Here is a 19,035-nt window from a genome sequence, read left to right as displayed (position 1 = left end):
GGCGGCGCCGCGCCTGCACAAAGCGAGGTGTGCCTTCCGTGCCGTGCAGGGCGATCCCACAGGCTGCACCGCTGGGCTTGCGTGTCGTGGAGCGGTCGCAGGTGGTCGCGTGCAGGCGGAGGGGTGATGTTCATGACGCACGGCTTGCCCTACCCTCCGGCGCCATGGCCCGCCCGATCCCCGTTCGCTTCGGCATCACGCCCCACGTCACCCGCCATCAGGCGACCGGGATGGTGGTCCTGGGCGTCGGGCTGGCCGCGGTGGGCTGCGTGATGGGACCGCTGGCGGTCAGCTTGTCGTGCGTGGTCGGTGGGGCGCTGTGCGTGCTGCTCGGCGCGCTGAACCGCTCGTCAGGGCTCAGCGCGCAGATGCTCAACAAGGCGACGAACCTGGCGCTCGCAGGGAAGCTCGCGGATGCCGGCGAGCTGCTCGACCTCGCCGAGGAGCGCACGCGGATGGCCGCCCACCTGCGGGTGATCGACATGAGCCGGGCGACCCTGGCGATGCGGCAAGGGGCGCTGAAGGAGGCGCTCACGCACGCGGAGCGCGCGGTCGCGCGGCCGAGGGCGTGGCTGTTCCAGGAGAGCGATCGGGTGAACGTGCCCGCGTCGCGCGCGTTGAGAGCGATCCTGCGCGCGTCAGGGAAGGATCGGGACGGGGCGCGCGCCGACGTCGCGGAGGTCCGGCGGAACCCGGAGGCGACGCCCGGTGCGCTCGCGCGCGCGGAGCTGGCCGAGGCGGTGCTTCTGGAGCAGTCGGGGGACCGGGAGGCGCTCCGGGCACACCTGGTCCGTGAGCGACGGTTGCTGCTGGAGCACCTCCACCCGCGGGAGCGGGTCATCGTGCGGGCCTACCAGCGCATGCTGGAGACGACGGCGACGGCGACGAGCGTGTACCGGGAGGCGGGGCGTGAGGTCCACGCCGAGGAGCCGTCGCTGTCGGAGTGGGTGGCGCAGATCGCTCCGGGGGCGGCGCCTTTCGTGCAGAGCCACGGGGGCGGGGCAGGGCAGGAGGGCGCGGTGGGCGCGGTGGTCGATCCAGAGGCACGCGCCGCGGCAGAGGCGCGGGCGAAGGTCTCCGGAATGCGCCCCCTGGTGCGGCTCGGGCTCCTGTGGGGCGTGCTCATCCTGATGTTTCTGGTGATCTGGCAGGTGCTGGCGCCCGAGCGTCGCTCCGGTGAGGTCGTGAGCGAGCAGGATGTCGTGGGCGAGCAGGATGTCGTGGGCGAGCCGTACGAGGGCCAGCGCGACGCAGACCCGGAAGCGCCAGCCGACCACGCGGCCCGGAGAAATAAGGGGCTCACCTTCACGCTCGTCTCAAGCGCAGTGCTGATCGGGGTGGTGGTCGCGGCGGCCGTCCTCCTGGTGCGACGGGGGCGGCGCCTGACGCGGCGGTATCTCGCGGCCGTGGCGTCGCTCGCGCGCGGGCGAGAGGAGCACGCCCTGGGGGAGCTGACCGCGCTCTCGCGTGGCCCCCTGCCTCTCGTGGCAGCGCAGGCGCTCCTCGTGCTGGCCATGGTGGACGCGCGGCGCGCCGACTTCACGGCAGCCACGCGGCGCTGCGAGGAGGCGCTGGCGAAGCTCGACACCCCGCAGCTCCGGGCGATGGCGTCCGACCTGCTGGTGCCGAGCATCCTGGCGGAGCGCGCGACCCTGTTCGCCGTGACGGGGCGTCCGAAGGACGCGGAGGCGGAGTTCGCGCTGCTGGCGGAGCGGCACCCCTCGTACCCGCTCCTGGACACGGTGCGTATGCGGGTGGACCTGGCGCTCGCCGGGAGCGATGGGGATGTGGCGTGGCTCGCGGCGCTCGCCGAACGATCCGCAGATCTGCCGCTGGCGCGTGGCGACGAGCTGCTCGCCGCGCTGGGACGGGCGGCGGCGAAGACCGAGGTGGTGGGGGCGGCGGAGATCGCGCGCCTCAAGCAGGAGCTTCACACGGACGCCGAGATGCGCCGGTGGATCACTGCGGTCGCGCCCGCGGTGATCACCGCGTTCTCGCGCGCGACAGACGATCACGCGCCCGAGAGGGCGCACCAGGTAGAGGCGTGAACATGGCACGCGAGATCCCCGCTCGTTTCGGCATCACCACCCACGCCACCCGCCGCAGCGCCACGAGGAAGGTGGTGTTCGGGGTGGTGGGGTTCCTCTACGGCGCGGCGATGTACTGGATCGGCGTGGCGCCGGAGCTGTGCGCCGTGCTCGCGTCGCTGAGCCTGTTCCTGATCTGGGTCGGCCTGAAGCGGCGGTCGCAGGGCTCCGCGCTGATGCTGGTCAACAGGTCGGCGAGCCTCATCTTCGCAGGGCAGCTCGCCGACGCGGAGGAGCTGCTCACGCTGGCCGAGGAGCGCACGAAGGAGACGATGTACCTGCGGGTCATCGATATCCACCGGGCGACGGTGGCGATGCGGCGCGGGGATCTGGAGGCCGCGCTGGTCCACGCGGAGCGCGCGGTCGGCCGGACCAAGAGCGACGTTTCGCCGGATCAGGACCAGGGATACCTCCTCGGGGCGCTGGCGCTCCGGGGGCTGCTTCGCGCGTCGACCGGGGAGCGCGAGGGGGCGCTCGCCGACATCGAGCGGGTGCGGAAGAGCAGGATGGTGACGCCGGAGGTGCTGGCGCGCGCCGAGCTGGCCGCGGCGGTGCTGCTGGAGCGCGGCGGGGAGCGGGCGTCCCTCAAGGCGCACCTGCTGGAGAAGCGCGCGCTGCTCCTGGAGCACACCCACCCGCGGGAGCGGGCCATCATGCGCGCCTACCAGCGCATGCTGCAGGCGGGTGTGACGAGCATCTACCGGGAGTCCGGGGGGAAAGCGGAGGGCGAGGAGCCGCCGCTCGTCGACTGGGTGGCGCGGATCGCGCCAGGGGCCGCGGCGTTCGTGCGCACGGCGAGGACGGCGGGCGCGGGCGCAGGCGCGGAGGCAGGCACGGCGGGGGTGGCAGGCGCGGCGGAGGTGACCGGCATCGCTCCGGCAGCGCGGGCAGCGGCCGAGGCCCGGGGGAAGCCCCCGCGAGGACGGACGATGCGGCAGCTCGTGATGCTGTTCGCGGTGCTCTTCGGAGCGGTGGTCGCGGTGATGTTCGGCATCGAAGATCTCTCCGTCCCCAGCCCGCCGGTCCCCGGAGGCGCGCAGCCTACGCCAGATGCGTTTCCGGGGATGGCGATGGCCTTCGCGCTGTGCGCAGTGGCGATGACGGCGATCGTGGGGTTCGCGATGTACGTGCGGGCGCAGGGGCGCAAGCTGCTCACCGCCCTCGCCTCGCTGGGCCGTGGAGACGAGGACGGAGCGGTGTCGGTGCTGACGGAGGTGGGGAGCGCCAGGGCGCCGCTCATCGCCGCGCAGGCGCACCTCACGCTCGCCGGGGTGAAGGAGCGGCACACCGAGCTCGAGGCAGCCCTCCAGCACTGCGAGGAGGGACTCGGGAAGCTCACGCTGCCGTCGTGGCGCGCGAGCGCGTCGGATCTGATCCTGCCCGGTCTGCTCGCGGAGCGGGCGTTCCTGTTCGCGGTGGACGGTCGGGCCGAGGACGCTGCGGCCGAGGTGGCGCTCCTCGGCGAGCGCTTCCCTGGCTACGCCTACCTGCCCACGATGCGCCTGCGGGTGGGGCTCGCGCTCGCGGCACAGCGGGGCGACGTGCACGGGGTGGCAGCGCTCGGAGAGGGGATCCACGAGCTGCCGCTGTCGATGCGCGACGAGCTGCTCGCAGACCTGGGGCGCGCTGCAGCGCGGCCCGAGGTGGTGGGGGCCGTGGAGATCGCGCGGCTCAAGGCCGAGCTGCGGGACGATCCGCGCACCGAGCGCTGGGTGGCGAGGGTCGCGCCCGCGGTGCTCAAGGCGTTCTCGCGCATCGACGAGGTCAGGGTAGAGGGGGAGGCCGGAACAGCGGCAGAAGCTGAAGCCGAAGCAGCGGCAGAGGCCGAAGCAGCGGCAGAGCGCGCGGGCAGGCGTCAGGTCTCGCCCCTGTCTCCTGCCTGAACGAGGCGCCCGCCCCCGCGCGGACCTCAGCTCCCGCCCTTGTCTCCGGGCTGCCCGACGTAGGTGGCGAGGAACCAGTGGTTGCCCCAGCGGTCCTGGACGCCGCCGCCGCGCTCGCCGTAGTCGTGGAGCTTGGGCTCCATGGTGGACCTGGCGCCCGCGTCGATCGCGCGTTTGTAGGTCGCGTCGACGTCGGGCACGTAGACGTGGAGGGCGAGGGGCATGGCCTTCCAGGTGTCGTTGGCCTCGCTCACCTCCAGCACGGCGTCGTCGATGCGGACGGTGGCGTGGGCGACCCTGCCGCTCTCGTCGGTGTGGCGGTCGACGAGCTGGGCGCCGAAGACCTGCTGCAGGAAGGCGATGAGGTCGTCGGCGCCGGTGGTCGTGAGGTAGGGGGTGACCGCAGTGAACGTGGGGGGCTTGTGGTGCGTGGCCATGAGAGAACCTCCTTCGGGATGGGTGCCGTCGCCTGGCGCGTGGGCCGGGACGCTGCGCCGTGGTGAGGCGAGGGCCGTGGCGACGGGCGAACTCTCAGGCAGAGGGGGCTCCGGGGTCTTGGAAAAAAGTCTCGCGCCCGTGGTGGGGGATCAGAAAGGGTCGGCCGCGCCGGAGAGGGCAACCGCGCCGGAGAGGGCAACCGCGCCGGAGAGGGCGGCTGTGCTGGAACCTCCTGCGGCACCGGATGGGTCGCAGGCACCGGACGGGTCGCAGGCGCCGGAGGGGTCGGCCATGGTCACGCCGCTGGGGTAACGGGTGGTGAGCAGGGCCCGGGGGGACATGCCGCTCAGCTCGCGGAACTCGGCGTTCATGTGGGGCTGGTCGTAGTAGCCCGCGGCGAGGGCGACGTCGGCCAGGGAGCGGGCGCCGGCATCGAGCAGGTCGAGGGCGCGGCGGAAGCGGATGATCCGCGCGTAGCGCTTGGGGGTGGTGCCCACCTGGCCGCGGAAGAGGGTGGCGAGGCGGCTCTTCGAGAGGCCGGCGCGCTCGCCGAGGGCGGCAATGGCAGCCTCGCCGCCGCTCTGCTCGATGCCGCGGGCCACGAAGGCGATGGCGGGGTCGAAGCCGGGGGCGCGCGCCACGCGCTCGGTGACCCAGCGGGCGACGATGCGGAGGCAGGCCTCGGGAGAGCGGGCTTCGTGGCAGCGTTCGAGCAGCTCGGGGGCGACGGGGCCGAGGAGGTCGTCGAGACGCACGAACTGGTCGCTCACCTCGGAGAGGGGGCGCGCCAGCACGGCATAGGCGCCGGCAGGGCGGAGGCGCACGGCGACCACGCGGTGGACGCGCGGGTGTTCGAGGACGGCCGCGCGCGCGAGCATCCCGGACAGGGCGCCGCCGGGCAGGTCGTGCGCGCCGACGCCCTCCACCATGCGGATGGGGGCGCCGAGGTTGAGGACCAGTTCGAGGGCGCCGTTCGGCAGGACGCGCTCGCGCAGGTTGGCGAGCCATCCCTCGGAGTACCAGAAGGTCTCCACCCAGGGGGCGAGCGCCGGGGGGCTCCAGGTGCACTCGATGAAGCGCCCGAACGCCGAGTCGTGGTGCTCGGTGACGGGATCCGCCGCAGGCACGTGCGGCGTGCTTACTTCGGCGCCTCGGTGGAAGGAATCCAGAAGCCGCCGTCGTCGGGGGGGGTCATGCCCAGGGAGACCGGCAAGATGTTGGTCCAGCCGACGACGGTCTCCATCAGGTACAGCTCCGTCCCGGCCTCGACCACGCCGACGGGCTTCTCCTTCTCGTCGCGGCGGGCGCGCACCGGGATGTCCTTCACGGCCTTGACGATGGGCGGCGGCTTGTCGAGGCCGAGCTTGGCGCCGGCGAGCGCGGTGCTCGGGGCGATGTACTGGTCGCGCATCTCGCCCTTCTTGAGGGCTTCGAGGTCGCTCCAGCGCGCCCAGGCGTCGATGCTGATGTCGGAGCGCGACTGGATGTGCACGAACCCGGTCTTCGACTCGGTGCTCCAGAAGAGCTGGCCGCTGCCCTCGATCATCTTGAGGGAGAAGACGACGCTGCCGTTGGCGCGGTCGAAGAGGTCCATGGTGCTCTTCTTGGTCATGTAGCCGCGGGCGTTGCCCGGGACCTCCATGGGCGAGGTGGGGCCGGGCTGCAGCGAGTACGCCTCGCAGGGGCCGGAGGCGCGCACGGCCTGGTTCTCGGAGCCGCCGATGGTCAGCTCGGTGCGCAGGGTGTCGGCGGTGGCCGAGACGATCTTCACCCGGTGCCCGCTGGTGATCCACACGTGCGACGCGACCACGGGCAGGTCGCGCAGGGAGAAGACGGTGACGTCCGCCGCGGAGACGTACCCGTCGATCCGGAGCGCGGGGCTGCCGGCAGAGGTGCTGAGCTTGGCGCGGGCCTGGCCGGGCTCCAGCGGGATCTCGCTCAGCGTCATGGGCACGAGCGCGCCGGTGAAGGCGGCGATGACCCGGCCGCCCACGGGGGCATCGTAGAGCTGCACGCCCTTGCGCCCCGCCTGGGTGCCCTTGAGCTTGCAGCCCGACGCGGCGACCACGGCGGGCGTCACGGACGTGGTCGGGGCCGCGGATACCGGAGGCGTCGCGCTGGCGGCGGGCTGGTTGTCCCCCACGTCCGCGCGCGCCTCGGTCATGTCCGCCCCCTGCAAGGCTGCAAGGGCGCCCAGGGACGCCAGACCGAGGCCCAAACCCGTCGTGAGAACCTTCCTTCGCATGGCTACCTCTCGCGCTCTCGTGCGGCTCCGTCCCTGTGGCCGGCCGGACCGACCCGACCTTTCCTGTCTTCGATGGGCCAGCTTAGCGGATGTCGCGCGCACCGGGAAACCACAGCACCGAGGCGTCGCGGGGATCAGACCGAGGCGTCTCGGTGGTAAGACGGCGCGTTCATGCCCGATCTAGAGCTGTCCTTCGCGTCCCCCCGCAAGCTCCCGCGCCCCCGCGAGGTGCGCGGCAACGTCGCCGTGCTCGACATCGCCTTCGCCTCCGAGGCAGGCGGCAAGAGCTTCGAGACGGTGACGCTGCCGTTCATCGAGGGCCTCGGGCCGCGCCTCGTGGCCTGGGTCGATCACCACGACAGCGCGCACCACGCGCGCTACGCGAAGGACGCGCGCTTCACCCTGTCGACGAAGGCCGAGCACCCGGCGTGCCCGGAGATGGTGACGCCCGAGGTGGTGGCGCGCGCGGGCCGGGTGGACACGCTGGTCCTGCACGTGGACTTCGACGGGCTCGCGGCAGGCGCGAAGTGGATCCGCGCGGGGGTGGAGCCCTACCCGGGCTGCGACGCCGACGCCCGCGCCATCGACACCCGCACGGGGACACCAGGCCCGGTGGCGACGCGGATCGACCGGGCGTTGCGGGCCCGCCCGCGGGACTACGCGCTCTTCGGGCTGGTGGTGCGGCACCTGTCGAGCGGTCTCGCGGACGCGTCGCTGTGGTCGCTCATCGACGCGGCGGGCGCCGAGCTGCTCCCCCTGGAGGCCGAGGCGCGGCGCCTCGCCCAGCGCTACCGCCGCATCGAGCCGAACATCGTCCTCGTCGACGCGACGAAGCGGAACGGCTCCTACGACAAGACCCTGCTGCTCCTGATGGGCCAGGAGCGCGCGGCCATCGCGGCGGTGACCGACGGCGACAGCGTGACGTTCGCGGCGCGCTTCGACAGCGGCATCAACTTCCTGGAGAAGTTCGGGATCTCCGGAGGGATGCCCACGGTGGTGTCGCTCCAGCGCACGAAGATCGCCCAGGCGCTGACGGCGCTGGGGGTCGATCCGGAGGAGGCGCGGCAGGTGGGCGAGGAGCGGTGACGGGAGCGGTGACGGGAGCGGTGACGGGAGCGGTGAGGCGGGCCTTCGAGGTGTCCTGACCTGTCCACCTGAAGGAGCGCGCGCGGCGCGGGTAGCGGGCAGATCGGGACTTGCGGAGCGCCGCCCGGGGCACCACGGCTGCTCCGTGAGGGATCCCATGGGTCGCACGCTCTGGATTGCCGGTCTTGCTGGGTCGCTGCTGGCCATGATGGCCACGGGGTGTGGTCGGGACGAACAGGCGCTGGCGGGGGAGCGCCCCGCGTCGCCGTTCACGATCAAGGTGCCCGAGGTGCTGCGCTTCGAGCCGGTGGGGGCCAAGGAGGTGGAGGTCCCCGGCGATCTGCCCGCGTTCGTGGTGAAGGGCGCAGACGGGAGCTGTCCGCGGATGGTCTTCCTCAGCGGCATGTGCTCGCATGGGCTCGGGTATGTGCAGTCCTTCCAGGGAGCAGCGCGGGAGCACGGCGGCGTGCTGGGGCTCCAGGGGGACGTGCCTTGCAGCGCTGACGGGGTGTTCCGGAAGTACTCCTTCGACCTCGACAAGCAGGACGCGCGCATCCGCAAGGCGCTGGAGACCTGCGGGGGGAAGGCGGAGGACCTGGTGCTCGCCGGGTACTCGCAGGGGGCGTACGTGGCGGAGCGGCTCGCAGAGCGGTGGCCCGAGCGGTACGCGCGGCTGGTGCTCATCGGCGCGCCGACCACCCCCTCGGCAGCGCGGCTGCGGAAGGTCCGGGGGGCGGTGATGGTGAGCGGGGAGCACGACGCGAAGTACCGGATGAAGGACGGCGCGCGGGGGCTCGGCGCGGCGAAGGTCCCGGCGACCTACCTGGAGATGCCAGGGGCGAGCCACGGGCAGATGACGGAGGCAGAGAAGACGATGCGCGAAGCACTCACCTGGCTCGACGAGAAGGGGCTCCCCGGGCCGTGATCCGCACCGTGAACACCACCCGCTACGTGGCGCCGCTGCGGGAAGGCGGGTCGCTCCCGGCGGTCGTCGAGGCCGACGACGACGGGATGTACGTGCTGAAGTTCCGCGGCGCAGGTCAGGGGCCCAAGGCGCTGATCGCGGAGCTGGTCGCCGGAGAGCTGGGGCGGGCGCTGGGGCTGCCGGTGCCGGAGATCGTGTTCATGGAACTCGACGCGCGGTTCGGCGATGCAGAGCCGGACCCGGACATCGCGTCGCTGCTCGCGGCGAGCACGGGACTGAACCTGGGGCTCGATTTCCTGCCGAAGGCGCTGCCCTACCAGGCCCTGGCGGGGCTGACCCTGGACCCGGCGCTGGCGGCGGAGATCGTGTGGTTCGACGCCTTCGTGAGCAACGTGGACCGGACGGCGAAGAACACCAACATGCTGCTCTGGCACAAGCGCCTGTGGCTCATCGACCACGGCGCGGCGCTCTACGTGCACCACGCCTGGACCGACGGGGTGGACCCGCGCGAGGACGCGCTCGACCCGGCAGCGTTCATCAAGCAGCACGTGCTCCTGCCGCACGCCGGGGACATCGCCGCGGCCGACGCGAAGCTCTCCGCGCAGCTCACGCCGGAGCGCATCGCGGAGATCGTGGGGCTCATCCCGGAGGCGTGGCTGGAAGGGGTGGAGACGCCCGAGGAGGCCGCCGAGCGGCGGGCTGGGTATGCGGCGTACCTGACGCGGCGGCTGGAGTCGCCGCGGCGCTTCGTGGAGGAGGCCATCCGTGCCCAGGGACGACGGTAGCGCAGAGGCAGGGCAGAAGGCCCTGTGCGCGTTCGACAGCGCGGTGCTGCGCGTGGTGCCCCGGGTGGAGCGCGGCGAGCGGCTCAACGTGGGAGCGGTGGTGTTCTGCAGGGACCGGGAGTTCCTGGGGGTGGGGTTCGCGGTGGACGAGGGGCGGCTCCTCGCGCTGGCCCCCGACCTGGACCTCGCGGCGGTGCGGGACCATCTGGAGTTCCTGCGCGCGGTGGGCGCCGGCGAGGCGCGCGGCGGGGCCATCGCGCGGCTGCCGCAGGCGGAGCGGTTCGGATGGCTGGTGTCGCCGACCAGCACCATCGTCCAGCCCTCGCGGGCCCACACCGGCCTGTGCACCGAGCCAGCCGCGGCGCTGGAGCGGCTCCTGGACCGGATGGTGCGGGTGACGGCGGCCCGGTAGCTCCCCGTGCGCTCACGGGCGCGGTGCGGGCAGCAGCATGACGCGCGAGGTGTGAAGGAGCCATCGCGCCAGGCTGGCGCAATCCGCGCAACGGAGGCGCGCGAAGGCTGTTGATGGCGACGCCTCGGCGGCATTGCGCACCGGCCGCAGCGTGATTGCCGCCGTCATTGCTGCGGCACGCGCCGTGCTGAAGATGCGAGCGTCCCGTGCGGCGCACAGCCGAGCGAATGGAGCGCTGGAAGGCCTCCGCGCCTCGCGCGCGCTGCACCGGGCTTTCACCAGGGCTCGCCGCTCAGGCGGCAGAGACAGTCAGGAGAGGACCATGAAGAGCGAAGCGACACGTGCGGTGATCACGAGGAGCCGTTGGCTCGTGCCGGGACTGCTGGCAGGTGGCGTGCTGATGGGGGCGACGACGCTGGCGGCGAGCGCCGCTGCTGCGGTCTGCCAGGATGGAAAGATGCGATCCTGTGCGTACGACGGGTGGTGCGGAGGCATCGAGATCTGCTCGGGCGGGCACTGGAGCCTGTGCGAGCCGATCGAGGACTGCCCGCCTCCCCAGGAGGTGAATCCCTACGGTTACCTGGACGTGGTGGCCCTGGACCAGACCGCGCAGCACGTGGAGGTCTACGGGTGGGCCATCGACCCGGAGAGCCCTCTCACGTCCCTCAACGTCCGGGTGATCGTCGATGGCTACCAGCAGGGGACGTTCCTCGCGAACACCTACCGGCCCGACGTGGGCTCCGGCAACTACCACGGCTATTCGTTCGTCCTGCCCGCAGACACCTGGGGCACGCACCGGGTCTGCGTCACGGCGGTCAACATCGGCGGCGGGGTCGACAAGTCGCTCGGTTGCAAGTGGTACGACGTGAAGCCGAAGGTGACCACGAGCTGGGGTCAGGGCGATGTGAACCGCTGCGCGAGCAACCCGGTGGGTGACCTCAACGCCCTCCCCATGAACCGGAGCAGCTTCAGGTTCGTGCTCGGGCCGACCGCCGAAGGGCTGGATTACTGGTTCGGCGAGCCTCACCTGCAGGGCGTGCAGCGGCTCGCGTTCGGCGACGGCCGGAGCCTCATCGTCTCCCGCAGCGGGCACCTGGGCCTCTACGTGGTGAACATGGGCTCCCAGAACGGGACCGGTCAGCCCTTCGTTTCAGGCGTTCAGTCGAACGACGCGGTCGTCTACAGGGAGCTCAACCCCGACGACAGGCGCAACTACGGGTCGCACGTGCACCAGGGCCACATGGGCGGCCTCCAGACCATGGGAAGGACGCTGGCGTTCCCCGTGGAGTCGCCCGACGCCTCGAACCTGACCCTCAACCAGAAGACGCGCGTCATGTTCTACGAAATGGGCAGCCCCGCGTCGCCGGAGCTCATCACCAGCGTGAAGCGCAACGTGCTCAAGTCCCCCGAGGCGGGAGCCGTGGGAATCACCAGGCTGGAGACGGGCCGCATCCTGATGGTCGTGGGTCGGAAAGATTCGAACAACCTCGACTTCTATGTCTCCGGGTTGAACGGGCCCTACACCTGGTCTCATCGCTACGACTGGAACGAGCAGGAACTCAAGACCCAGATCGGCGACACCACGTTCGCCGATTACCAGGCCCTGAACTTCGTCACCGGCTGTGACGGGACCTTGTTCCTCGTGGGCACGGACCGGAACACGGTCGGCCAGGACTGGGTAGACCTGTTCCGGGTGGAGTTCCGCTTCGATCCGGGCACGAGCAGCGGCCCGGATCCCAGGGTGATCCTCACCAAGGTGGCCAAGAACCACCTCTCCTGCAGCGGCGACTGCAACCTGGACGCCTCTGGCGGTGCTTACGTCACGCCTTCCGGGCAGCTCCTCCTCTACGGAACGGAGCACGAGGCCGGTGGTGACCAGGTGAACGGCCAGTTCACCGTCCGCGCGGGTCAGTTCTGAAGGCGTGGGAGGTCGGCCTCCGCGGGGACCTCGACGTCCCTCGGGGCCGACCTGGAGGCGAGGGTCAGCGGCAGGAGGCGGGCACGTTCGCGCTGGCGAGGAGTGCCCTCACCTGGTTGAGCGCCGCGCGGGCGTCGGGGTTGGATCGCAGCGAGTTGCAGGCCGCAGCCGCCGAGATGTAGAAGCCCTTCTGCTCGGGAGGGGCCGACGCGGAGTTCTGCTGGAGCGCCGCGCAACAGGCGCTGATGCCGTCACCGCCGCCAGTGCCGCCGCCCGCCTTGGCGATGGAGCGCATCGCGCCGAAGACGCCAGCGCTGTCACCCGAGGGCTCCCAGCCGCCCACCACGAGCAGCCCCTCGGCGGTCACCCACGCCGTGCGCACCTGGACGCCGGAGCGGGTGCACACGCCGTCGGCCGCGGTCGCGGAGAGCTTGCTCTTGCCGAGCGTCAGCGACTCCGTGGAGCCCCACTCGCACGACGCGAACCCCAGCGCCTCGGTGGCCGTCGAGAGCTTCGCGGAGGCGCCCTCCGTGCCGGTCGCGGTCGCGGCGAACTGCGCCTTCTTGTCGGCGGTGCTCACCACGTTGACGGCACCCTTCGTGACCGTCCAGTTCGCCGGCGTCTGCAACGAAGCCGTGGCGCCGGTCACCGCCAGGGCGGAGCCGGTGATCCCATCGGCGCGCCCATCGAGCTCCGCCTTCACGCGGGCCTCGACCTTGGGGTTGGCGCCCTCGATCTGCATCGACGTCGTCGGCGTGGGCGTGGGCGTGGGCGCCGGTTCAGGCGTGGGCGAGACGGGCGTGGTGGGCGGCAGGGGGACCGTCCCCGCGTCGTCGTCCTTGTTGCCGCACGCTACCAAGCCCAGGACCAAGGTGGCGACAAGGGCGCCTCGAAACACGTTCATGACCATCCTCCGCAAGTTGGACTGGCGACCGTGAGGTCGCTCTCTGGCCCAGTCAATCCCGGAACATCGATTCGTTTCGACCGGAATGCACAGGTGTAGCGCCGCCACCGTGGCACAGGGTAGGTGAGCCGATCCACAGGATTCTTGGTACGGCAGGACCCTCCAGAGGGTACATGCATCCACGCACCGGCGCGTCACCTTGCTGGAGCATCGACCCTCGATCCGCACCCCTCCGCGCGGCGCTGACGTGGCGTGAAGGGGTCTTGGATGCTCGGCGGCGCTCGAGCATCGCCACGCGGGGGACGCCTTCTCGCCGCCACCTGCCCCGAGAAGCCCCACGGCTGGATCCATCATCCAACCGGCATCCTCCGCGCGAAGGCGAGGGCCCCCTGCCGGCCTCGGGGGAACACCTTTGCTCCAAGCCTTGCCGTGTCGAACGTACCCCCCCCCCGCAGCGCCCCTCCTGCCCCTGACACCGACGGCCCCCCCAGGATCGCCGCACTCCTGCGTGCGCACAAAGAAGCGATCCTGGCGGCGTGGATACGGCGCCTGCGCGAGGACCCCGCGGTACCGGAGGCAAACCGCCTGAGCGATCCTGCCCTGCGCGACCACATCCCGGCGCTGCTCGACAGGGTGAGCGCGCTGCTCGACGGGTGCCCGGGAGAGATGGGGGCGGCGGAGCACCTGGGCCGGAGCCTGGGGCAGGGGCGGACATCGCACGAGCACGCGAACGAGCGACTGCACGAGAGGTACAGCACAGTCGCGGCGCTGCGCGAGCTGTCGCACCTCAGGGGGGTGATCCTGGAGCTGTGCGCCGGGGCAGGAGCGACGCTCGAAGGACCAGCCGCGGCGCTCGTGCACGCGGCGCTCGACGAAGCGTCGGTCACGCTGGTGGCGTGGATGGAGCGCGCCATCCTCGCCGAGGAGCGGCGCGCGGCGCACCACGTGGCGTTCCTGGCGACGACGCTGGCGAGCATCGGGGACGCGGTGCTGGCGACCGACGGCACAGGGCGCGTCTCGTTCCTGAACCCGGTCGCGAGCGCGCTCACGGGCTGGTCGGCCGAGGAGGCGAAGGGGCGGCCAGTCGCGGAGGTGTTCTCCATCGTGAACGGCGTCACCCGGGAGCCGGTGGAGGACCCGACGGCGAAGGCGCTGCGCGTGGGCCACGTGGTGAGGCTCCCGCCGCAGTCGAAGCTGGTGCGGCGCGGCGGGGAGGAGATCGCGGTCGACGACAGCGCGGCGCCCATCGTGGACGTCGAGGGGAAGGTCACGGGGGTGGTGCTGGTCTTCCGCGACGTGACCGCGCAGAGGGCGGCGGAAGCGGAGCGGGCGCGGCTGCTCGTGGAGGCGCAGGAGGCGCGCGCCGACGCCGAGGCGCAGCGGGCGCGGCTGCACGGGCTGTTCATGCAGGCGCCGGTGGCGATCGCCGTGCTCCACGGCTCCTCGCTGGTCTACGAGCTGGCCAACCGACCTTACCAGCGGATCTTCGGGCGGCACGATCTGGTGGGCAGGGCGCTGCGGGAAGTGTTCCCCGAGATCGAAGGGCAAGGCGTGTTCGAGCTGTTCGAGCGCACCTATGCGACGGGGGCCTCCATCCTGATCCCGGAGCTCAGGGTGGTCTTCGATCGCCTCGAGAACGGGGACCACTCCGAGGGGTTCTTCGCCTTCAACCTGGAGGCGATCCGCGAGCCCGGCGGCGCGCTCGAGGGGCTCATGGTCTCGGCCGTGGAGATCACCGATCAGGTCCGCACGCGCGAAGCTGCCGAGTTCTCGCGGGAGCGCACCGCGCTCCTGGCCCAGGTGAGCGCCTTGCTGGGCAGCTCGCTCGACTACGAGGCGCACCTGAAGAAGCTCGCCGAGCTGCTGCTGCCGCTGCTCGGCGACGGGAGCACGGTGAGCATCATCGGCGCCGACGGGGCCATCCACAGGCTCACGGACGCCGTGGTGGACCCTGCCCTCGTCGAGCGCGTGGAGCGGGCCCGCAAGGCGCCGGTGCCCGAAGGGCTCGCGGCCGAGCTGCGCGATCTGCTCCGCGGAAACCACGCCAGACTCGTACCCGACTACACGGTCGAGGTCCTTTCACGGCTGCCGCCCGGCGCGCCGTACGTGGTGGCGACGCTGGAGGTGGGGGTGAAGGCCGCGATCCTGGCCCCGCTCACCGTCCGGGGGCGCGCGCTCGGGTACATCACCGTCTTCACCACCTCGGACCGTCAGTACACGAACGACGACGTGCTGCTCCTCGAAGAGGTCTCCGAGCGCACGGCGCTCGCCGTGGAGAACGCGCGGTTGTTCCAGGAGGTGAGGGCGCAGAAGGCGCGTCTGCAGGAGATCTTCCGCCAGGCGCCCATGGCCATCGCCATGATGCGCGGCCCCGAGCACGTGCTGGAACTCCTCAACCCGCGCATGGAGCGGATGCTCGGCGCCAGGGGCCTCCTGGGCAAGACGGTGCGGAGCGCGCTTCCGGAACTCCTGGACCAGGGGATCGTGACACTGCTCGACCGGGTGTACGCCTCGGGCGAGGCCGCCGTCGGCACCGAGCGCTTCACAGAGGTGGACAGGCGCGGGGACGGACAGCGGGAAGGTGGGTACTTCGACTTCGTCTACCAGCCGATGTGCGACGCCGCGGGTGAGGTGGAGGGGATCATCCACGTCAGCTTCGACGTCACCGATCGGGTGCTGGCGCGGCGCCAGGTGGAGCTGCTGAACGAGGAGGTGCGGCAATCGGAGCTGCGGTTCCGGGCCACCTTCGAGCAGGCCGCCGTGGGGGTGTCGCTGGTCGCGCCGGACGGCAAGTGGCTGCACGTCAACCACAAGCTCGAAGAGATCCTCGGCTACACCACGGAGGAGCTGCGGGCGCTGAACTTCCGCGAGGTCACCCACCCCGACGACCTCCACGCGAGCGAGGTGTTCGTGGCGCGCCTCCTCTCGGGCGAGATCCAGGACTTCGCGATGGAGAAGCGCTACCTCCGCAAGGACGGCAGCACCGTCTGGGTGAACCTGTCGACCGCCCTGGTGCGCGACGCCTCGGGAGCGCCCGCGCACTTCATCACCATCCTGGAGGACATCACCGCGCGCAAGGAGGCCGAAGCCGCGCGCGCGCTCTTCCAGGAGCTGGTCGAGACCAGCGGCGACTTCATCGGCTTCGCCACCCTCGAAGGCGCGATGCTCTACGTCAACTCGGCGGGCCTCCGGCTCCTCGGCCTGGAGAGCGTCGAGGAGGCGCGGGCGAGGAGCCTCGCGGACTGCTTCACCCTCTCCCCTGCCGAGGGCCCGCCGCGTGCGCAGGGGGAGATGCTGGCGACCGTCCTGTCAGGCGGCACGTGGGAGGGAGAAGCCACGGTGCGCCACGTGCGGACGGGGGAGAGCATCCCCGTGCACCAGACCAGCATCGCCATCCTGGGGGACGGCGGGGCCCCGCGCACCGTGGCGATCGTGGCCCGTGACCTGCGGGAGCAGAAGCAGGCCGAGGCCGAGCGGGCCACGCTGCTCGCGCGGGAGAAGCAGGCGCGCGCCACCGCGGAGGAAGCCAATGAGCTGAAGGACCAGTTCCTGGCCACCGTGAGCCACGAGCTGCGCACGCCGCTGAACGCGATCCTCGGATGGACGCGCATGCTGCGCACGGGACACCTCCCTCCCGAGCGGCGGGAGCGGGCGCTGGAGACGGTGGAGCGCAACGCCAGGGCGCAGGCGCAGCTCGTGGAGGACCTGCTCGACATCTCCAGGATCATGAGCGGCAAGCTGCGGATCGAGGTGCACCCGCTCGATCTGGTGGGGGTGGTCGAGGCCGCGGTGGAGACGGTGCGCCCCGCCGCGGACGCCAAGCAGATCACCCTCGCGGCGTCGCTCGGGAGCGAGGCGGTGATGGTGGTGGGCGACGCCGCGCGGCTGCAGCAGGTGGTCTGGAACCTGCTCAGCAACGCCATCAAGTTCACGCCCCAGGGTGGCCACGTGGAGGCGAAGATCGTGGCCGAGGACGGCTTCGTGGAGGTCCTCGTCACCGACGACGGCCAGGGCATCGCCCCGGATTTCCTGCCCCACGTCTTCGAGCGCTTCCGGCAGGCGGAGGGCAGCATCACCCGGGCGCACGGCGGGCTCGGGCTGGGGCTCGCCATCGTCAAGAACCTCGTGGAGCTGCACGGGGGCACGATGCGGGCGCTGAGCGACGGGGATGGGATGGGGTCGACCTTCGCCCTGCGCCTCCCCCTGGTCGCCGCGCGCGAGAGCCGGCCGCTGGTCCTGGCGGCGCCGCCTGTGGACGACGCGACCGAGGTGGACTGCCCCGACGAACTCGATGGGATGCGCGTGGTGGTGGTGGACGACGAACCCGACGCGCGCGAGCTCCTGGTGGCGCTCCTGGGTCGCTGCGGAGCGGTGGTGGTGGCGGCCGCGAACGCGGCCGAGGCGTTCGAGGCCGTGAAGGGCGAGCGGCCCGACCTGCTCCTCGCCGACATCGCCATGCCTGGCGAGGACGGGTACACCCTGATCCGCAAGATCCGCGCGCTGAGCCCCGAGGAAGGCGGGCGCACCCTCGCCGTGGCGCTCACTGCCCATGCGCGGAGCGAGGACCGGACGCGCGCCCTGCGCGCCGGGTTCAACATGCACGTGCCCAAGCCCATCGACCCCGCAGAGCTGCTCGCAGTGCTGGTGAGCCTCACCGCGCAGCCCCGCTGAGGCACGCCCTGCCCGGGAAAGACCACCTGCCGCAGCGCGTCGCCCCGCCGATTGTGCTTCGGGTGCTCCACCCCTGCCCGGATAATCCCGGCCATGCATAGCCCCGAGGCGCTGGCTCCGGACGGGAAGCCTGCCGCCGCCAAGCCTGCTGCACCGAAGCCGCGGTGGTACGGCAACCTCTACCTCCAGGTCCTCACCGCGATCGCGTTCGGAGCCCTGGTCGGCTACTTCTTCCCGGACACGGGCGCCAAGCTCAAGCCGCTCGGAGACGGCTTCATCAAGCTGGTGAAGATGGTCATCGCCCCGATCATCTTCTGCACCGTGGTGCAGGGCATCGCCGGCATGGACGACATGAAGAAGGTCGGCCGGGTCGGCCTGAAGGCCCTCGTCTACTTCGAGGTGATGACGACCTTCGCCCTCGTCCTCGGCCTCCTCACCACCAACCTGCTCCGGCCCGGCGCCGGCATGAACGTCGACCCGACCCAGATCGACACCTCGTCCGTCTCCGGCTACGTCGCCAAGGCGCAGAGCCAGACCACGACCGCCTTCCTCCTGCACATCATCCCCGACACCGTGGTCGGCGCCTTCGCCGAGGGGGAGATCCTGCAGGTCCTGCTCCTCGCCATCCTCTTCGCCTTCGCGCTGCACATGGTCGGGGAGCGCGGCAAGCCGCTGCTCTCGCTCATCAACGCCACCTCGGTGACCTTCTTCAAGATCGTCGGGATCATCATGCGCGCCGCCCCCATCGGCGCGTTCGGCGCCATGGCCTTCACCATCGGCAAGTTCGGCGTGGGCACGCTCGCCTCGCTGATCAAGCTGATGCTCTGCTACTACGCGACCTGCCTGCTCTTCGTCTTCGTGGTGCTCGGCCTCATCGCCAGGCTCGCGGGGTTCAGCATCTTCAAGTTCGTGCGGTACATCCGCGAGGAGCTGCTCATCGTGCTCGGGACGTCGTCCTCGGAGGCGGCGCTGCCCAGGATGCTGGCGAAGATGGAGCTGCTCGGGTGCCACCGCTCCGTGGTGGGCCTGGTCATCCCCACGGGCTACTCGTTCAACCTCGACGGCACCTGCATCTACCTGACGCTCGCGGCCATCTTCCTCGCCCAGGCGACCAACACCCCGCTCTCGCTCTCCCAGGAGCTCGGGATCATCGGCGTCCTGCTCCTCACCTCGAAGGGCGCCGCCGGGGTCACCGGCTCGGGCTTCATCGTGCTGGCCGCGACGCTGGCCTCGGTCGGGGACATCCCCGTGGCGAGCATCGCGCTCATCCTCGGCGTGGACAGGTTCATGTCCGAGGGGCGTGCGCTCACCAACCTGGTGGGCAACGGCGTCGCCACCATCGTGGTCTCGAAGTGGGAGAACGCGCTCGACGCGGCCCGGCTACGCCAGCACCTCGACCACCCGACGCGCCTCGAAGAAGACGCGCCCGAGCAGCTCGTTAGCTGACGATCTGCACCTCGTAGTCCTCGACCACGGTGTTCGCGAGCATCTCGTCCGCCATCTTGCGGAGGCGCGCCTCCAGGTCCGGCGCGGAGGCCAGCGCGGGGTCGAGATCGATCTCGATGAGCTTGCCGACGCGCACGCCCTTCACGCCCTCGAACCCCAGGTGATCGAGCGCGCGCTTCACCGCGTCTCCCTGGGGGTCCAGCACGTCTCGCTTCAATCGCACTCGAACGACGGC

The 19,035-nt window shown here is 71.4% G+C and carries 14 protein-coding genes; 9 read left to right on the top strand and 5 right to left on the bottom strand.

The genetic code is table 11. The annotated features are described in order from the left end of the window. The first annotated feature begins 164 nt into the window (after window positions 1-164). Window positions 165-2,048: a hypothetical protein gene (locus CAP_RS19600; RefSeq protein WP_044243241.1), complete on the top strand. Its 1,884-nt coding sequence runs from the start codon at window positions 165-167 to the stop codon at window positions 2,046-2,048. Window positions 2,049-2,050: 2 nt separating this feature from the next. Further along, complete coding sequence (locus CAP_RS19595) at window positions 2,051-3,970, top strand: hypothetical protein (protein WP_044243238.1); 1,920 nt, start codon at window positions 2,051-2,053, stop codon at window positions 3,968-3,970. A gap of 26 nt (window positions 3,971-3,996) precedes the next feature. On the opposite strand, the gene CAP_RS19590 is transcribed toward CAP_RS19595, so the two are convergent. From CAP_RS19590 to CAP_RS19580, 3 genes are all read right to left on the bottom strand, one after another. Then, window positions 3,997-4,407: a VOC family protein gene (locus tag CAP_RS19590; RefSeq protein WP_044243236.1), complete on the bottom strand. Its 411-nt coding sequence runs from the start codon at window positions 4,405-4,407 to the stop codon at window positions 3,997-3,999. 150 nt (window positions 4,408-4,557) lie between these two features. Beyond that, window positions 4,558-5,535 (bottom strand): helix-turn-helix domain-containing protein, encoded by a 978-nt coding sequence (locus tag CAP_RS19585; RefSeq protein WP_044243233.1) that lies wholly within the window; start codon window positions 5,533-5,535, stop codon window positions 4,558-4,560. Window positions 5,536-5,546: 11 nt separating this feature from the next. Then, on the bottom strand, window positions 5,547-6,653 hold the full coding sequence (locus tag CAP_RS19580; RefSeq protein ID WP_044243230.1) for a hypothetical protein: 1,107 nt from the start codon (window positions 6,651-6,653) through the stop codon (window positions 5,547-5,549). Between the two features lie 171 nt (window positions 6,654-6,824). Here CAP_RS19580 and CAP_RS19575 point away from each other — a divergent pair, with 171 nt between their 5' ends. The 5 genes from CAP_RS19575 to CAP_RS19555 all read left to right on the top strand — a co-directional run bounded on the left by CAP_RS19575 (window position 6,825) and on the right by CAP_RS19555 (window position 11,779). After that, window positions 6,825-7,739, top strand: coding sequence for a hypothetical protein (locus tag CAP_RS19575; RefSeq protein WP_044243228.1), 915 nt, complete (start codon window positions 6,825-6,827; stop codon window positions 7,737-7,739). Between the two features lie 157 nt (window positions 7,740-7,896). Then, window positions 7,897-8,664: an alpha/beta hydrolase gene (locus tag CAP_RS19570; RefSeq protein WP_044243226.1), complete on the top strand. Its 768-nt coding sequence runs from the start codon at window positions 7,897-7,899 to the stop codon at window positions 8,662-8,664. After that, window positions 8,661-9,449, top strand: a complete 789-nt coding sequence (locus CAP_RS19565; RefSeq protein WP_044243224.1) for a HipA family kinase — start codon at window positions 8,661-8,663, stop codon at window positions 9,447-9,449. The genes CAP_RS19570 and CAP_RS19565 overlap by 4 nt, the downstream gene beginning before the upstream one ends. Beyond that, window positions 9,430-9,861, top strand: a complete 432-nt coding sequence (locus tag CAP_RS19560; RefSeq protein ID WP_231511569.1) for a DUF3037 domain-containing protein — start codon at window positions 9,430-9,432, stop codon at window positions 9,859-9,861. The genes CAP_RS19565 and CAP_RS19560 overlap by 20 nt, the downstream gene beginning before the upstream one ends. Before the next feature lie 322 nt (window positions 9,862-10,183). Next, on the top strand, window positions 10,184-11,779 hold the full coding sequence (locus CAP_RS19555; RefSeq protein WP_044243222.1) for a hypothetical protein: 1,596 nt from the start codon (window positions 10,184-10,186) through the stop codon (window positions 11,777-11,779). Window positions 11,780-11,843: 64 nt separating this feature from the next. Here CAP_RS19555 and CAP_RS45000 read toward each other — a convergent pair whose 3' ends face one another. Continuing rightward, window positions 11,844-12,683, bottom strand: a complete 840-nt coding sequence (locus tag CAP_RS45000) for a hypothetical protein (RefSeq protein ID WP_052375519.1) — start codon at window positions 12,681-12,683, stop codon at window positions 11,844-11,846. Window positions 12,684-13,112: 429 nt separating this feature from the next. Here CAP_RS45000 and CAP_RS44995 point away from each other — a divergent pair, with 429 nt between their 5' ends. Both CAP_RS44995 and CAP_RS19540 read left to right on the top strand, forming a co-directional pair. Further along, window positions 13,113-17,354 (top strand): PAS domain S-box protein, encoded by a 4,242-nt coding sequence (locus tag CAP_RS44995; protein WP_052375518.1) that lies wholly within the window; start codon window positions 13,113-13,115, stop codon window positions 17,352-17,354. Window positions 17,355-17,447: 93 nt separating this feature from the next. Continuing rightward, window positions 17,448-18,800, top strand: coding sequence for a dicarboxylate/amino acid:cation symporter (locus tag CAP_RS19540; RefSeq protein ID WP_044243220.1), 1,353 nt, complete (start codon window positions 17,448-17,450; stop codon window positions 18,798-18,800). Here CAP_RS19540 and purS read toward each other — a convergent pair. Then, on the bottom strand, window positions 18,793-19,023 hold the full coding sequence (gene purS, locus CAP_RS19535) for a phosphoribosylformylglycinamidine synthase subunit PurS (RefSeq protein ID WP_231511568.1): 231 nt from the start codon (window positions 19,021-19,023) through the stop codon (window positions 18,793-18,795). The genes CAP_RS19540 and purS overlap by 8 nt on opposite strands. Window positions 19,024-19,035: the final 12 nt, after the last annotated feature.

The organism is Chondromyces apiculatus DSM 436 (assembly GCF_000601485.1).
Lineage (GTDB): Bacteria > Myxococcota_A > Polyangia > Polyangiales > Polyangiaceae > Chondromyces > Chondromyces apiculatus.
The sequence above is the reverse complement of the archived record's forward strand: the minus strand, read 5'-3'. Positions and strand labels throughout refer to the sequence as shown.

Bases quoted from the DNA above. Each gene is read 5' to 3' on its own strand.
- CAP_RS19600 (WP_044243241.1), top strand. From the start codon at position 165: ATGGCCCGCCCGATCCCCGTTCGCTTCGGCATCACGCCCCACGTCACC.
- CAP_RS19595 (WP_044243238.1), top strand. From the start codon at position 2,051: ATGGCACGCGAGATCCCCGCTCGTTTCGGCATCACCACCCACGCCACC.
- CAP_RS19590 (WP_044243236.1), bottom strand. From the start codon at position 4,407: ATGGCCACGCACCACAAGCCCCCCACGTTCACTGCGGTCACCCCCTAC.
- CAP_RS19580 (WP_044243230.1), bottom strand. From the start codon at position 6,653: ATGCGAAGGAAGGTTCTCACGACGGGTTTGGGCCTCGGTCTGGCGTCC.
- CAP_RS19575 (WP_044243228.1), top strand. From the start codon at position 6,825: ATGCCCGATCTAGAGCTGTCCTTCGCGTCCCCCCGCAAGCTCCCGCGC.
- CAP_RS19570 (WP_044243226.1), top strand. From the start codon at position 7,897: ATGGGTCGCACGCTCTGGATTGCCGGTCTTGCTGGGTCGCTGCTGGCC.
- CAP_RS19555 (WP_044243222.1), top strand. From the start codon at position 10,184: ATGAAGAGCGAAGCGACACGTGCGGTGATCACGAGGAGCCGTTGGCTC.
- CAP_RS45000 (WP_052375519.1), bottom strand. From the start codon at position 12,683: ATGAACGTGTTTCGAGGCGCCCTTGTCGCCACCTTGGTCCTGGGCTTG.
- CAP_RS19540 (WP_044243220.1), top strand. From the start codon at position 17,448: ATGCATAGCCCCGAGGCGCTGGCTCCGGACGGGAAGCCTGCCGCCGCC.